Here is a 14,737-nt window from a genome sequence, read left to right as displayed (position 1 = left end):
TCAAGCGAATGAACGATGCCCCTGGAAATTACCGTCAAACAAGGGCAACAAACAATAGAGAGCATGGGAAGCTTCGATGATCTCGAAGATGCTCTGACCGAATTCAACGAATTGATCAATCGCCGAAACTGGCATCCAAGCGTGACCACCATTGCGCTGAGCGACACTGATAAAGACAAATGCCTCGCCCAATACGCGCTCCAGGAGTTCAACTATTCAGAAATAGACAGCCCTCATAAATTACAATAAAATGCAAAATCAAATTAAACCATCAATAAACACTCTAACTTGCAAAGATTCCAGCAGCTTCACTCGAGACACTGAAAATGAACAAATACAAGTCACTCATCAACAAAAAACAAGTCAAACCAATCGAACAAGCAATAAGTTCGAAAGGCCTATACACGTAGCTTGACCTATAGCGACGCACAGAAATGAAGCTGTATTCACACAGACTTGTTCAGTCATTCTTGAAATGGCTTTCGCACCAGTGTCGCTTACGGGACTGGCGAAGTGCATCTGCCAAATTACTTGATCTTGCACTAGAAAATCAAGAGATAAAGGCATTTAGATACCAGATGGTTATTGATCTTCTTGCACTTGGGCAAACGCGACTAGCTCGTGAAAAATTATTGTTCAGGAGTGAAACTTCACCAGAAGACTCAGCACTTGCAGAGAAACAAAAACAATTATCAATGTACATAGACTGGCATCTACAAAAAAATAAGCTTGAAGTCGACCTAAAAGAATCACAAAGTATGTTATCTCATCATTTCGAGAAATCTTGCCAACCAGAATGGAGAGCTAGCCTAGGCATAGAATGCTTTTCAGATTATATTCTGATCTCCAATGGAAGTATAAAACTATCTCAAAAAGATGTCGCCATAATAAAGGAGATGAGAGCGCCCATATTTATTTTTTTAAATGACGCCAACCCATCTTTCCAAAAGATCCTCTTACAACAAGGCCTTCACAAGATTCCTCATTTACTCATAGCTGGATCAAATTGCCTTGTAGACAACAGCTTGCGATTGATCTACAAAACCCACAACATTTACAACTTTAATCTACTAGCTTGTTTCATCAGAAATTGCTCTGTATCACATTTTCAAAGCTTCGTTGAGCCAGTGATAAAAAAAAACAAAGATGTTGCATTTCACTGTCTTGACGAAGTAACATTGTGCGTAAATAAATTCTATGCTGAGCATTCATTTTGGTCGGACCAAGGCAAATACTCTGCACCATCACTAGGCTTTCTTGTTATTGAATTATTTACAGCATTGAGGAAATACAGCAAAACCTTAAATGCTCAAAACCATACAACTCCACAAACTGTTTGGCTAGTGGGGTTCGACCTTTCTCCTTCCTACGTTTTTGAAATGACAAGAAATAACAAGGTGCATGACTTTGTCTACGAATATATTGCCCTTAAAACAAGATATCTCAATGGATCTGTTAGGAGGCTAGGTAGCCAGGGAAGAGGTAAACCAAAACGGACATCTAATCTAAAACGTCTTACTAATAATAAGATGAAAAGACTAAATTAGTCAAATTAAAACAAGGGGCCTCATAATAGGCAGACTATTCGTTCAATACTAAGACTTTTCAACGCCAAATTGAACACCAAATCCTAATTTCCATGAGTCATATTCAAGCAACATTAATTTCAGGGCTAAAGTTAGGCTTTAACGGCAAGAAGGCGTAATTACTATGATTTTCATTGAATTAGGCTATCAAGTACGGCTTAGCGATCCCCCATGGCAGCTATGCATATTATTCAACATACAACTTTTGATTATTCGAGCCAAAGGAAGAGGCTTCAATCCCTAGCTGATTACTTTGAACAAATGATTGCATAACATCATAAGCCGAGTGTCATTAATATTTGTATTGTCAACAAAGCCATTCTCAATTAACCATTGTTTGATTTCTTTTTTATGCCTAACTCGATAAAAATGTTTATTTTTTGCATTACGTATTGGAGCATCAACCTCATCATGAGGAATATCTCGATACGTTGCGAGAGGACCCATTGTATAGGGAAAACTAAACTGGTCTCTACTGCTTTTGGCTGTTAATTCAGCCCAGCACGCATTATTCGCAGCTGCAACTTCAGCTGTATTTCTGCGAATTATTATCGTACAGTAAGTAACTTTTCCTGGCAAATCTCTATGCATATTTAATTTTTTAAAAGAATCTTTTTTTTGAAATTTCGAATGCAGATATTTCATCGTTAATAGAATCCCTTTTGAAGTGACTGTAGACGCCAATATTCGGGAAATCAAAAAATCTGATCAATTCCTCCGGAGTTATTAAGAGCTTTATATTTGAGTCACACCATATAGTCCATTGAGCATCTGGAAAATAGATATGACTTAGGATTTTGGGAATCTTAGCATTCATCCTGTCACTCTTAAATATGGAAGGAGCGTTGACTTGTTGTGCTCCATTTGCTATCGGCAAGTCACAACCCCCAGAATTGCATGTATAGACAACAATCTTTGGATAGGTCAAGATTTAAAAGCTATTGGCGGCATTAATCTTAGCCCTACTGACGGGCCAATACTTTAATTCTATTAACAAATAAATAGCCAATTCTGTATCATGTACAATTCGAACTAATTGCAATTTTATCTCGAAAAGAATTATTCGCATTAATTGCCTGGCAACTGAAAAAAATAAGTGAAAAAGATTTCCATTTTGGCAGCAAGATAAAACCTATTCGACGTCAGCAGTAAGGCCAGTTCTTGAAATACTCCTATCCTGACTAGCTCTCTTTTCTCTTGAGCTTCACAAAAGAAACCATCATGTTTGCAGTAACTACCGACTGAGACTCTCCAGTATTCTGCATCTTCTTCTCGACGAGCCTCTCTACAAGCATTTGAGTGGAGTCCATTTAGCTGTGAAACAGGAACGCCAGGAAGTAGCTGATCAGCACACCTCTAGCGAAGGTGATCCAGAGCATTTGGTACTTGCTTTAACCTAAGCGTTGTCTAATACTCTCGATGTACGTCTTGTGCAGCGGCGGGACGGAGCAGGCCTGATTAGCATTCCTCAACTTTTTCGATTTATTTGTCATCACCCAATGATGGCCTCAACCTGTCTAAGTGACCCGACACAGCCACTTATGCCTCCTCGCGTCAACAACTTGCAATCTCCAGCGGGATATCTGATGCCCATCTACGTGTGGGCAAGAACCTGAAAGCCACCCATACCCATCGCTTCAGAACTACAGGCCAAGATCACTGAAATCAATAAACCCCACTGTTCAAAGCTATGGGACTTTTTATTGGAGTTTCTCGGACCTGAAAAGTACGAAACCGATTGGCATGAAAGGGGTGAACCGCCATGCCGTGCGAGCCCAAGTGGTCGACCTGGAAGAACCAGAAGGGGCAACAAAGTGGGGCTTCGTTTCCGGCTGCATGGCCGGTCTACGTCACCGTCACGACAGTCTCCCCAAGTCGAAAGAGAGTCAGATCAGAGCACTAGAAAAGGCCGTCACCAACACAGCAGTTCACTTGTAAGCCTAGTCCTGACTCTCGCTTTCGAGCGGCCAAATCCGGCGAATGGCGGCAAGCGCTGACTCGGCCTCATCGCGCCGCTTCAAGACCGTGTCGCCTTCGAGCAGCAGCGTCACATGCCCCAACTTGCGCCCCGGTGTTTCCGGTGACTTGCCATACCAGTGCAGGTGAAGTCCCGGCATGGCCTCCAGAGCCTGTAGCCGCTGATCCAAAGGAGCATGGCGCTCCGTATCCAGACCGAGCAGGTTGACCATCAAGGCACCGCGGCTGTTGAGCTCGGGATCAGGCACAGGCAGCCCGGCTGCGATGCAGAGCTGCTGATCAAACTGACTGCTGGTGCAGGCCTCGATCGAGAAATGACCGGAGTTGTGAGTGCGAGGGGCAACCTCATTCACCTGCAGGCCGGCTGGCCCGTAGAAAAACTCCAGAGCCAACACCCCCACATAGCCAAGCTTCGTCATCAGCGATGCCGCAACGTTGTAGGCCAAGGCCGCAACCGAGGGATCCACCGGTGCCGGTGCCAGAACCCAGTCACAAACCTGCTGGTGCTGGTGGGTCTGCACCAAGGGGAAATGACGGATCCGGCCGCGCTGATCACGGCTGACCACCAGAGCCAACTCCAGCTCGTAGTCCACCCAGGATTCCAGCAACCAATCGTCGGCTGGGACGGCGCGCAACAACTGCGCCAGGGCATCGATGTCACGCAACACCAGCGTGCCCTTGCCGTCATATCCCCCGCGGGAGGCTTTGGCCATCACGGGGAAGGTCCAGCCCTGAGGAAGCGCCGGTTGAGCGGGCGAAATCAGGCTCAGCGGACACCAAGGCGGGCTGGGAATCGCCAGGTCATCCAACAGCTGACGTTGAGAAAGTTTGTCGACCAGGGGCGAGAGCGCAGCCAAAGACGGCCGGAAACGAACCCCCTGCTGCTCCAGCGGCAGAAGGGCATCGATGTTCACCCACTCGTTCTCGAAGGTGATGCCGTCACAGCCCACCACCAGCTCCCGGGTCCCAGCCACATCCGTCGGATCCGCTGCGACGAGACGCGAGGCCAAGCCAGCGGCGGGATCCGCTGGCTTGGAGGTTTGAACGGCGATCGGAACCTGGCGTTCCGCGGCGGCCTGCACAAGCATCCGTGCCAGCTGACCACCTCCCACAACGCCGATCATCGTGTCCGAGCTGACTTCCGCAGCTTGCCACTTTGCAGGGTCGATGACAGCGTCAGATCAGCGGCCGATCGCCGGCAAAGGCCAACCGGATCATGGTGAACAGCAACACGAGCAGGAACAGGGCTAGGCCCAAGGTGCAGGCGTAACTGATCTCCAACTCAGCAAAGGCCTGGTCGTACACGTAATAAACGATGGTTCGCGTGGCATCAGCAGGACCTCCCTGGGTCATCAGGAACACCTCCTCGAACACCTTGGTTGCCGCGATCGACGAAACCACAGCAACCAAGGTCACGTAGGGCCCCATCAAGGGCAGGGTTATGTCGAGATGCTTTCTCCAGCCCTCGCTGCCATCCAGCTCCGCTGCTTCGTAGAGCTCCTTGGGAATGCCCTGCAGACCCGCCAGGAAAATCACCATGTAATACCCCAGTCCTTTCCAGAGGGTCACCAACATCACGGCGGGAAGGGCCAGCTGCGGCGTGGTGAGAAAACCAATCGGGCTGAAGGCATCGCCGAGCAGGGCGCTCAACCATCCATTGATCAGTCCGTTCTCGGCGTACAGCCAACGAAAGGCGATCGCTGCAACAACGATCGACACCAAGACGGGGGTGTAAAAGGCGCCCCGCAGCAGGGAACGACCGGGCAAACCCTGGTTCACCAACACCGCCAGTGCCAGCGCCCCGAAAACGATGGGCGGCACCACACCGATCAGATAAAAGAAGGTGGTGACCAACACCTGCCTCGCCATCGGATCGGACAGCAAGCGCTCCAGGTTGGCCAAACCCACAAAACGCAAGGGCTCACTGACATCAAGCCCGGTGGCGGTGAAGCTCATCACCAGGGCCATCAAGGCCGGCACCAGCACCGACAAACTGATCAACACCACCGCCGGCAGCAGAAACGCCCAGGCCGAAAGGGAGTTGCGCACTGATCTCTTGCGCACAGGACCAGCGACACTGTTGCGAGAGTAGGTGGGTTCCAACGGTTTCATGACCACAATCACCCCGTTGCATCACATCCGCGTTGCGCTGGAGCGCAATCCCTACGAGGTGGTGATTGGAGCCGGCGGCCTGGCCAGGCTTGGTCAGCAGATGCTGAGCGCCGGAGTGCAGCCTGGTCGGCGTGTGCTGGTGGTCAGCAATCCGGATGTCGCCAGCCCCTATGGCGACGCCTGTCTGAACAGCCTCAAGGCCGCAGGTTTCAGCGTTGACCTGTTGGTGATTGACGCCGGAGAACACCAAAAGACGCCCGCTACGGTGGCTGAGATCCACGATGCGGCCTACAACGCCAAGCTCGAACGCAGCTCGTTGATGGTGGCCCTCGGCGGCGGCGTAGTGGGGGACATGACCGGTTTTGCGGCAGCCACCTGGCTGCGCGGCATCCAGGTGGTTCAGGTTCCAACAACCCTTCTGGCCATGGTGGATGCGTCCATCGGTGGCAAGACCGGGGTCAACCATCCCCGCGGTAAAAACCTGATCGGCGCCTTTCACCAGCCGCGCCTGGTGCTGATCGATCCTTCCACCCTCAACACACTGCCCGAACGCGAGTTCCGAGCCGGCATGGCGGAAGTGATCAAATACGGAATCCTCGGCGACACCTCGCTGTTCGAAGAACTGGAGGCCTGTGACGACCCAAGCACCCCCGCTGGACTTGGAGCGGAACGCCTGAGCTCGATCCTGCAGCGATCCGCCGCGGCCAAGGCCCGGGTGGTGGCCGCCGATGAAAAGGAAGGTGGCTTAAGGGCGATCCTCAACTACGGCCATACCTTCGGCCATGTGGTGGAGACCCTCTGCGGTTATGGCACCTGGCTGCATGGTGAGGCAGTCGCCATTGGCATGGTGGCGGTGGGCGAACTCGCCGTGCTGCGGGGAAGCTGGAGTCGCGACGATGCCGAGCGACAACGCCGGCTGATCGAAAGCGCCGGACTCCCCACCGCCTGGCCCGATCTCTCCGTCGATGCGGTTCTCGACAGCTTGCAGGGGGATAAAAAGGTGCGCGACGGTCGCCTGCGCTTCGTGATGCCCACTGGCATCGGATCCGTTGAGATTCGCGATGACGTCAGTCGCGACGAGATTCTGAGCTGCCTGGAGCGCCTGAAAGACTGAAGCCGCCTTCAGGCAATCCGCGCCGATAGGTGAGCCAGCGGAACGCACCCAAACCCGCAGGATCCACCAGCCGAAGCAGAGCTTCGCGGCGTTGCAGGGCCTCCGCCAGGTGTTGGCCCGGGAGTTGCTGCAGCCCATGAAGACGCTGCGCAAGGCCCAAGGCGAGAAGTGCTTCGCCCTGCTTGGCCTGATCACCCACCAGCCAGCCGTTGCGCTGGGCCGCCTCATCCACGACTTCGATGCAGAGGTGTGCCGTGAGGTCCTGCTCGCCTGGCTGATCGAAGGGCGACAGACCCGCCTGCTGAGCACAAACAGCCATCAAGGTGCCGTCGGAGCGCCGGGCCGTGTAATAACGCTGGGCCTCCAGGGCGTAATCAATCACCAGCAGCACGCCCGCATCCACGGCAGCCGCCGCAGCAGCAAACCAGTCGGGCAGTGCACTGTTCCACTCCGTGGTCCACCCCTCTTCGGCATCGGGGGGCGGCAACTGAATGCCGCCTTGGCTGCACACACGCTTGATCTCCTGGTGCAACCGATCCGGAAAAGGCCGATGCGTCGAGCGCAGGCCACCATTTGGATCAAGCGCCACCCACTGCTGCTGGAGGGATCCCTCCCGCCAGATCAATCGCTCCACCGGTAGGGCATCCAGCAACTCATGGGCGATCACCACCCCATGAACCGGATCGCGGCGCAACTCGTCCAGAGAGCACCAACGCAGCGGCAGATCATCCACCTCTTGCAGCAGGGCCTGTTGCCGCCGCCGCATGCCGGGATTGGCCTCCACCAACACCATCTCGATCTGGCCCAACAGCTCTGGAGCCGCATCACGCAACACAGCAGAGAGATCCCGGGCCAGATGACCTTCGCCAGGGCCGATTTCCACAATCGACAGGCGTTGATCAGGATCCGTCTGGGGAATCGCAGCCAGCCAGGCCAGAAGTTGGGGCGCCAGCAGGGCTGCAAAGTCGCTGCCCAGGGAGGGAGATGTGACGAAATCACCCTGGGCGCCGATGCGTGCGCGGCCTGAGCCGTAGTAACCGTGCTCCGGCTCATTCAGAGCCAGATCCATGAACCGGGAAAACGGAATGGCACCCCCTGCCTGATGCAGATGCGTTGCCAACCAGTCAGGACAGGACGCAGCCATCGGTTTCATTGGAGAGAATGCCGGTCGCTGCAGCAGTTCCATGGGAACACATCACATCCGACATCTGTGGAGCCTCGTCGTCGTGGCTCTGATCAGCCTGGGTGTTCTGGTGAGCCCGGCTACGGCCTACGACAACCCGGAGCTGCTGCCGGATCACCCCACCCCGGTGATCGACCTCGCCAAGGTGTTCAGCGACACCCAGAGGGCCCAGCTGGAGGCATCCCTGGCAGATGTGGAGGAACGCACCGGCTGGAAAATGCGGGTGTTAACCCAGTACGAGCGCACACCAGGCCTGGCCATACGCGAGTTCTGGGGGCTGGATGAAAGCAGCCTGCTGCTGGTGGCCGACCCCCGTGGCGGGAACCTGCTGAACTTCAACGTTGGTGATGCCTACTTCGCGATGATGCCGCGCACTTACTGGGTGGAGCTGCAGACCCGCTACGGCAACCAGTACTACGTGAAGGACCACGGCGAAGACGGAGCCGTGCTGGATGCCCTCAATGCCGTGGAGATCTGTCTGGACCGGGGTGGCTGTCAGGTGGTGCCTGGTCTTCCCCAGGAACAGTGGCTGTGGACCCTGACCACCTCGATCTTTGGCGGCTTGATTGCTGGCTTTGCGGCCTACCCCCGGAAGGAGGGCGAGACCATCGCCTGGGCCTGGTTGCTGCTGCTTTCACCGCTGTGGGTGATGCTGTTCGGCGTCTTTGGAGTCGCCCCCGTGGTGACACGCACCTCAGAGGTGATGCCCCTGCTGCGCAATGGGGTTGGCTTCCTGGCCGGTGGAATCGCCGCCTATCTGATTGCCCAGGCCACCGTCGGGCAAAAGCTTCAGAACGACGCCGAAGGCTGAGGGACTTAGAAGTTCTCGACGCTTTTCAGAGCCGGGTGGCGCATTCGATGCGTGACCCGGTGCACAGCGCCGGCGGAGGCGCCACCAAGGCCTGTCGCTTGACGTCACGCAGTCGACGCAACTCAGCAAGATTCACGTCATAAAACGAGCGAAGTCGCGCGTATTTCTTGACGGGCTGGCCGTAGTAGCTGCGACCGGCAAGGGTGGGAAATGATGCCCACTCGGGAGCCAGCATGGCTGCGAGAACGGGGCTGAGGACACCGGTGTCGGTCAGAGACAGGGCTTTGCGCCGCTGAATCAGGAACAAAGCACCCTGGTCCTGAGCCTCAGGCCCGAACCCGCGCACGCCGATGCTGCGCTGAACCAGGTTCCAGGTGAAGGGCATGAACTGGTAGGCCCCGGCAGCTGCACTGGCATAGCGGGAGCTGTAGATCACCCGGTTGGGATGACGGGCAAGGGAGGGCATCAAGCCACCTCCGAACATCACCCGATAGCCCACATCCAGGCCACCTTTCCAGGTGCCTTCAGCGAAGCGGATCGTGTTCAGCATCGCCCGACGTTCGGGCGTGATCACATAGGGAATTGCCCGACTGGGCTGGATATCAGAGGTATGAATCAACTGCGCCCGCGAGGCAGGGGGCAACAAGCTCGCCTGGGCGGGCAGTGGGGAACTGAGAACAGGCAGCACTCCGACGATCACGGCCGCTGAGAGCGTCTGACGACCGATGAATGCAGAGATAGCCATAAAGAGCGTTCAAAGAACATGCCCTCGAGAGGGCGAGGAGCAGATCAGAAGCGGATGAAATGCTCAAGCGGAAAAAAATCCGCCCGACGTACCTTCTCGAACAGAAGGTTCAAAGCAATAGGTATATATGCCAGTCAAATAATCGGCTAAGACGTCAACGTGGAAACAAATCAGTTCAAAAAGGTGTTGTTAAATACCAGAAATTAAAAGTGATCTGCCAACCAATTCACCAGTGCTTGAGCGGCTTCTGAGGCCCCTGATGCAGAAAGAGCGGCGTCGCTTGGCCCCAGCAACGGCTGGTCCAGCTGCCATGCCCCGGTGTCCAGGTCCTGACGGCTGAGGCATCGGTGCTGGCCATGGCGACGCAGACCACCCATCAACGCCGAAGCTTCAGCGAAGCCACTGCGCTCCACTACATGCATCCCAACCCCGTGGGCCATCGCCTCGCAGAAACTACTGAAACCCGGCTTGCCCAGAAACCGGGAGCAACGGCCGAGCACATCAACGGGACGCAGCCCATCCGGTAGAAGCGTGAGATTGGGGAGGGCTGCCAACTCAGGCGCATGCGAAGCAACGGCAGAGGCCGGAAGCAGGAAATGGTGGTTGGGCCAAAGCCGAAACAGATTCCCAGAGATGGACAGGCCAAGGCCTCCAAAACCCACCATCACCAGGGGACCATCCTGGGCATCCAGGGAAGCATCAAGATCCGCCGGGATGGACCGCGGGCTGGCGCAGACCAACCCGAGCCTCCGTTCAGGCAAACCCCAGTTCATGGCCAGATCAAATGGACAGCGCAGCAGCAGATCACCGCTGCGATAGGCCTCAGCGGCAGCATCAGCCCAGCGCTGGAAGGCAGCCCCCAACGGGCCATAGATGTCATCCCATCCGAAATTGCTCATCCAAACCAGAGGTGCATCGAGGCGCTGGGCCAAGGCGGCCGCGGCCGGGGGAATGTCCCCGACGATCAAGACCGGCTGCCCCTGCGACGCCAGCCAGTTGGCCTCAGCCTCGATCAGGTGCGGCAGCCGTTGCTCCAGCTGATCCAAGGCGCTGAGGGTGGCAGCACAATCCACACCGAGCGCATCGGCCTGCACCATGCCCACATCCCATTGACAGGAACGTTGCTGAATTGCTGCATCCCCCAACAGCAGCTTCAGCACAGGGGAGGACAGACCCGAGCTCATCACCAAGGTCCAGTCGGGACGAAGGCGGCGCAGCCGCTGCAGCACCGCCGCATCTCGGGCGGCATGGCCGTAGCCATGGCTGCTGCTGCAGAAATAGATCAGCACGGCAGCGGAGCATCCATCTGCAACTGCTCCTGATGGATCAACTCAGCATCGGGGGTGTACCAGCGATGGGCGAGCAGAGCGAGACGGGAGCCCTGGAATTCAGCCCAGGAAAGGTGCAGCAGCGTCCGCCCGTGCCCATCAAACCCTGCACGCGGCACACAGGCGGCGTTGATCAGCGCGGTTCCATGGCGATGACGCAGCAGGTTCTGGCGGAAACCGGAGCCGCGCTTGAGGGCATGGTGCATGTGGCCAAAGATCACCAGATCAGCAGGTCGGTTCTTGGCCATGCGATCCAAGGCGAGGGCCAGATCCTGATCTCCCCAGTCGAGCGCCGGTGTCTTCCAATCGCGCCCGCAGGGACTGGCGGCATCGGATCCCAACCCCGAGGGTCCGCAGTGGGCCATCACGATCAAGGGCTGGTCGGTGGGAACAACGGCTGCGGCCTTCACGATCCGATCGGCTGAGGCTTCAAGCGACACCGGGCCGTACACCGCCTCAACCGCTTTCGACAGGTGAAAACCTCCACCTGCACTGCAGGGACGCGCACCTACAACCGTCAATGGGAGCTCGGGCCATTGGATCGAGCGCCAGGCGCAGTGCAGATCGCCGAGCACAGCCAGTTGCTGCTCAAGGATGCCGCCACTGCGATCCCGTCCGCGGTCGTGGTTCCCCAGGATCACGGCTACGGGAAAGGGAAGCCGCGTGATCCGTCGCGTCAGCCGCAGATCCCCATCAGCGAGATCACCTACAAAAAGAACAGCATCGGGCTTGAGATGCTGCAGCAGCTGTTCATCAGCGTCGCCCCAGGCGCCGTGCAGATCACCGGCAATGGCAAGTCGCAGGTGCTTCAGAGCGAATGCCTAGGCTGTGGTCATCCTGCCTCGAACCGGTCCTGATGAGCGCTGACACCGCCCTTGTTGCGGCGATCAACCGGCTTCGCAAGGACCGCAATGCCGTGATCCTGGCGCACTACTACCAGGAACCGGAGATTCAGGACATCGCCGATTTTGTAGGTGACTCCCTCGAGCTGTCGCGCCAGGCCGCCAGCACCGATGCAGACGTGATCGTGTTCTGCGGCGTGCACTTCATGGCAGAGACCGCCAAGATTCTCAGCCCGGAAAAGACGGTGGTGCTGCCGGATTTAGAGGCCGGGTGCTCCCTGGCGGACGACTGTCCCGCCGATGAGTTCGCCCGCTTTCGTGCAGAACACCCCGACCACTTCGTGGTGAGTTACATCAACTGCACAGCAGCGGTGAAGGCGCAAAGCGATCTGATCTGCACCAGCAGCAATGCCGTTGATCTGGTGAACCAGCTGCCTGCCGATCAGCCCGTTCTGTTCGCCCCCGATCAAAACCTGGGGCGCTGGGTTCAACAACAGAGCGGTCGCGAGCTGACCCTCTGGCCGGGACGCTGCATCGTTCATGAGACCTTCAGCGAAGAAGCGGTGCTAGCTCTCAAGCACGAACATCCTTCGGCTGAAGTCATCGCGCACCCCGAATGCCAGCAGAACCTGCTGGACCTGGCGGATTTCATTGGATCCACCAGCAAGCTGTTGAATTACACCGAACAGAGCTCCTGCAACAGCTTCATCGTTCTGACGGAACCAGGGATCCTGCACCAGATGCAGCAACGGGTCCCTGAGAAAACTTTGCTCGACGTGCCAGGAATCGATGGATGCAGCTGCAATGCATGCCCCTACATGCGGCTCAACACCCTGGAGAAACTGAAGGCATGCCTGGAGACCCTCACGCCTGCGATCGAGATGGATGAATCGATGCGCCTGAAGGCCATGAAACCCATGCAGCGCATGCTCGAAATGAGCCGGTGACGGGCCAACGGCTCAGAGGAAGCGATCTGATGCGAATAACTTTTCGACAATTCACCCCACGCAATGCATGGCACCTGTGACCCAGCCCAAGGGCATCAGGATTCTGATCTTGATGGCAGCGATGACGGGGACAACGTGCACCACAGCAGCTGCGCAACCCTGGAACCAACCCATCCCTGAACCTGCAACGGAATCCACAGCACAAACGATCAAGTTGGCCGACCAACTCAATACGCTGGATGCCAGGTTTTTTGGGGCCCATTGGTGCCCCGCCTGCAAAGAGCAGATGAAACTCTTCGGCAAACAGGCCGGACGCAAACTGAACTACGTGGAATGCGGTCTGCCCGACAAATATCCCGACCAGCTCAGCCAATGCAGGGGTGAAAACATTCGCTCCATCCCCACATGGACACGACCCGGATCAACGCGGCTGGAGGGTGTTCAATCGATCAACACCCTCGAGCGCTGGAGTGGCCTGAGGCCAAAACAGAAGAACTGATTACTTCTTGCGGCAGTAGCCAGCGCCAACATTCATCCAGCCGGAGGGGCAGGCTTCACCGTTGGTGGGCCTCATCTCGTAATAGATGGGAGACGTGCAGGTGGTGCCAAGCGTGTTGACATAACCCAGGGGGCATTGGTTATGGCCTTGTGCCTTGGGAATCTTTTTCTGAGCCAAAGCGGAACTGGGCACAGCCAGAGCTGAAACAAACAGAGCAGCAGCGAGAAGCTTCATCGCAAGCGGGGCAAACGCGTTCAAGCTACGGGGCTTTCAGACTGTCTGCAGCGATCAGCAGCGGAGCTTGATCGAACACACGCCCGAAGGGTTGTATTGCCGAGCCGCAAAGGCCTGGGTCGACCCTTGGCGTCCAGTTCCCCGGGCTCTGATCACCCACGCCCATGCCGACCACGCCCGACCCGGATGCGGGGAGTACTGGGCTGTGGCCTCCAGTGAAGGGGTACTGCGCCAGAGACTTGGTCAGGACATCACGCTTCACCCGGTGGCCTACGGCGAAGAACACTGGTTGGGGCAATGCAAGGTGTCGTTTCACAGCGCCGGACACGTGCTCGGTTCAGCGCAGATCCGCCTGGAATCGGAGGGTGAGGTGTGGGTGGTCAGCGGTGATTACAAACGGGATGACGACCCCAGTTGCGAACCCTTTGAACCGGTGCACTGCGATGTGCTGATCACCGAAGCCACCTTCGGGATGCCGATCTATCGCTGGCAGAGCGGGGCGCAGGTAGCCCAGGACATCCATGCCTGGTGGAGCCGTGATCGCAGCAGGCCGTCACTGCTGTTCTGCTACGCCTTCGGCAAAGCCCAACGGTTGCTGGCCGAATTGAAGGCCATTGGCGTGGAGGAAGAAGTGCTGTTGCACGGCGCCGTGGAAACCGTGACCCGTCACTACCGGGATGCGGGGATTCCCATGCCCCCTAGCCGCCCCGTCAGTGAACTTCCTCGCAAGGATCCTCTCAACGGCCGGTTGATTTTGGCGCCACCCTCAGCCCATCGCTCCAGCTGGATGCGCCGCTTCAAATCACCACAAACCGCCTTTGCCTCCGGCTGGATGGCCGTACGCGGAGCCCGGCGACGGCGGGGCTATGAGCGGGGGTTCGTGCTCAGTGATCATGCCGACTGGCCTGGACTGATCCAGACTGTTCGGGACAGCGGCGCCCGCAAGGTGTACGTCACCCATGGCCAGAGCGACGTTCTGGCCCGTTACCTGCGGGAGGTGGAAGGTGTAGATGCGGAGCCGCTGGAGACCCTGTTCGGAGGGGAAGCGGACTAAAACTTGGCGATCCCGTCCGGCAGCTCCGGGAGGTTGAGATTCGCCTCGCGACCTTCGATCGCGGCCGTGAGCGACTCGATCATCATGGCGTTGCCGCTGTCTTTAACGGCCTCAAGCGCCTTCTGAAGACGACGACGGCGATCGGATGGATCATCCGACGTTCCAGAGCCAACCACGGGGGTCACGACGGCCGTGGCTGAGCTAGCAGCGCGCACGCTGCTGAGTTGTTGCGCCAGGTTGTCCCAGAGGAGTGCCATCCGGCTGATTCAGGAAGCTGTCGCTCACATCAACACAGGTCTCAGCCT

At 56.5% G+C, this 14,737-nt stretch carries 17 protein-coding genes and 1 other RNA gene; 7 read left to right on the top strand and 11 right to left on the bottom strand.

The annotated features are described in order from the left end of the window. Positions 1-15 precede the first annotated feature (15 nt). Positions 16-249 (top strand): hypothetical protein, encoded by a 234-nt coding sequence (locus FZZ90_RS00350; protein WP_226423819.1) that lies wholly within the window; start codon positions 16-18, stop codon positions 247-249. 329 nt (positions 250-578) lie between these two features. Beyond that, positions 579-1,547 carry a hypothetical protein gene (locus FZZ90_RS00345; RefSeq protein WP_226423818.1) on the top strand — a complete coding sequence of 323 codons (969 nt, stop codon included), beginning with the start codon at positions 579-581 and terminating at the stop codon, positions 1,545-1,547. Between the two features lie 279 nt (positions 1,548-1,826). Here the strand turns inward: FZZ90_RS00345 and FZZ90_RS00340 are convergent, their stop codons facing one another. From FZZ90_RS00340 to FZZ90_RS00320, 5 genes are all read right to left on the bottom strand, one after another. Continuing rightward, a complete protein-coding gene (locus tag FZZ90_RS00340) occupies positions 1,827-2,231 on the bottom strand; it encodes a hypothetical protein (protein ID WP_226423817.1) in 405 nt (134 codons plus the stop codon). Further along, positions 2,188-2,403, bottom strand: coding sequence for a glycosyltransferase domain-containing protein (locus FZZ90_RS12865; RefSeq protein ID WP_370631018.1), 216 nt, complete (start codon positions 2,401-2,403; stop codon positions 2,188-2,190). Before FZZ90_RS12865 ends, FZZ90_RS00340 begins: the two co-directional genes overlap by 44 nt. 933 nt (positions 2,404-3,336) lie before the next feature. Then, positions 3,337-3,519, bottom strand: a non-coding RNA gene (gene ssrS / locus FZZ90_RS00330) — 6S RNA. Positions 3,520-3,526: 7 nt separating this feature from the next. Next, positions 3,527-4,687 carry a 5-(carboxyamino)imidazole ribonucleotide synthase gene (locus FZZ90_RS00325; RefSeq protein ID WP_226423816.1) on the bottom strand — a complete coding sequence of 387 codons (1,161 nt, stop codon included), beginning with the start codon at positions 4,685-4,687 and terminating at the stop codon, positions 3,527-3,529. Between the two features lie 52 nt (positions 4,688-4,739). After that, the gene (locus tag FZZ90_RS00320; RefSeq protein ID WP_303533487.1) at positions 4,740-5,612 is read right to left on the bottom strand and encodes a carbohydrate ABC transporter permease; all 873 of its coding nucleotides are present in this window, start codon (positions 5,610-5,612) and stop codon (positions 4,740-4,742) included. A gap of 61 nt (positions 5,613-5,673) precedes the next feature. Between FZZ90_RS00320 and aroB the strand changes: the two genes are divergently transcribed. Then, positions 5,674-6,789 carry a 3-dehydroquinate synthase gene (gene aroB, locus FZZ90_RS00315; protein ID WP_226423814.1) on the top strand — a complete coding sequence of 372 codons (1,116 nt, stop codon included), beginning with the start codon at positions 5,674-5,676 and terminating at the stop codon, positions 6,787-6,789. On the opposite strand, the gene FZZ90_RS00310 is transcribed toward aroB, so the two are convergent. Further along, the gene (locus tag FZZ90_RS00310; protein ID WP_226423813.1) at positions 6,743-7,975 is read right to left on the bottom strand and encodes a class I SAM-dependent methyltransferase; all 1,233 of its coding nucleotides are present in this window, start codon (positions 7,973-7,975) and stop codon (positions 6,743-6,745) included. The two genes, aroB and FZZ90_RS00310, sit on opposite strands and share 47 nt — an antisense overlap. On the opposite strand from FZZ90_RS00310, the gene FZZ90_RS00305 reads away from it, so the two are divergent. Next, positions 7,974-8,783, top strand: coding sequence for a TPM domain-containing protein (locus tag FZZ90_RS00305; protein ID WP_226423812.1), 810 nt, complete (start codon positions 7,974-7,976; stop codon positions 8,781-8,783). The two genes, FZZ90_RS00310 and FZZ90_RS00305, sit on opposite strands and share 2 nt — an antisense overlap. A 25-nt stretch (positions 8,784-8,808) precedes the next feature. Here FZZ90_RS00305 and FZZ90_RS00300 read toward each other — a convergent pair whose 3' ends face one another. The 3 genes from FZZ90_RS00300 to FZZ90_RS00290 form a co-directional block, all read right to left on the bottom strand. Continuing rightward, positions 8,809-9,528 (bottom strand): glycoside hydrolase family 104 protein, encoded by a 720-nt coding sequence (locus tag FZZ90_RS00300; RefSeq protein WP_226423811.1) that lies wholly within the window; start codon positions 9,526-9,528, stop codon positions 8,809-8,811. 203 nt (positions 9,529-9,731) lie between these two features. Then, on the bottom strand, positions 9,732-10,817 hold the full coding sequence (locus FZZ90_RS00295; protein WP_226423810.1) for a hypothetical protein: 1,086 nt from the start codon (positions 10,815-10,817) through the stop codon (positions 9,732-9,734). Continuing rightward, entirely contained in the window at positions 10,811-11,659 is an 849-nt protein-coding gene (locus FZZ90_RS00290) for a TIGR04168 family protein (protein ID WP_226424416.1), read from the bottom strand. The genes FZZ90_RS00295 and FZZ90_RS00290 overlap by 7 nt, the downstream gene beginning before the upstream one ends. 53 nt (positions 11,660-11,712) lie before the next feature. Between FZZ90_RS00290 and nadA the strand changes: the two genes are divergently transcribed. Together nadA and FZZ90_RS00280 are read left to right on the top strand one after the other, a co-directional pair. Continuing rightward, positions 11,713-12,645: a quinolinate synthase NadA gene (gene nadA / locus FZZ90_RS00285; protein ID WP_255613431.1), complete on the top strand. Its 933-nt coding sequence runs from the start codon at positions 11,713-11,715 to the stop codon at positions 12,643-12,645. Positions 12,646-12,712: 67 nt separating this feature from the next. Beyond that, positions 12,713-13,144: a thioredoxin family protein gene (locus tag FZZ90_RS00280; protein ID WP_226423808.1), complete on the top strand. Its 432-nt coding sequence runs from the start codon at positions 12,713-12,715 to the stop codon at positions 13,142-13,144. Here the strand turns inward: FZZ90_RS00280 and FZZ90_RS00275 are convergent, their stop codons facing one another. Beyond that, positions 13,145-13,378: a hypothetical protein gene (locus FZZ90_RS00275; protein ID WP_226423807.1), complete on the bottom strand. Its 234-nt coding sequence runs from the start codon at positions 13,376-13,378 to the stop codon at positions 13,145-13,147. It abuts the gene before it with no gap. A 67-nt stretch (positions 13,379-13,445) separates the two neighbouring features. Here FZZ90_RS00275 and FZZ90_RS00270 point away from each other — a divergent pair, with 67 nt between their 5' ends. After that, positions 13,446-14,432: a ligase-associated DNA damage response exonuclease gene (locus FZZ90_RS00270; RefSeq protein ID WP_226423806.1), complete on the top strand. Its 987-nt coding sequence runs from the start codon at positions 13,446-13,448 to the stop codon at positions 14,430-14,432. Here FZZ90_RS00270 and FZZ90_RS00265 read toward each other — a convergent pair. Further along, on the bottom strand, positions 14,429-14,689 hold the full coding sequence (locus tag FZZ90_RS00265) for a hypothetical protein (RefSeq protein ID WP_226423805.1): 261 nt from the start codon (positions 14,687-14,689) through the stop codon (positions 14,429-14,431). The genes FZZ90_RS00270 and FZZ90_RS00265 overlap by 4 nt on opposite strands. Between the last annotated feature and the right edge of the window lie 48 nt (positions 14,690-14,737).

The sequence above is a fragment of the Synechococcus sp. MU1617 genome, assembly GCF_020514235.1.
Classification (GTDB): domain Bacteria; phylum Cyanobacteriota; class Cyanobacteriia; order PCC-6307; family Cyanobiaceae; genus Parasynechococcus.
The sequence above is the reverse complement of the archived record's forward strand: the minus strand, read 5'-3'. Positions and strand labels throughout refer to the sequence as shown.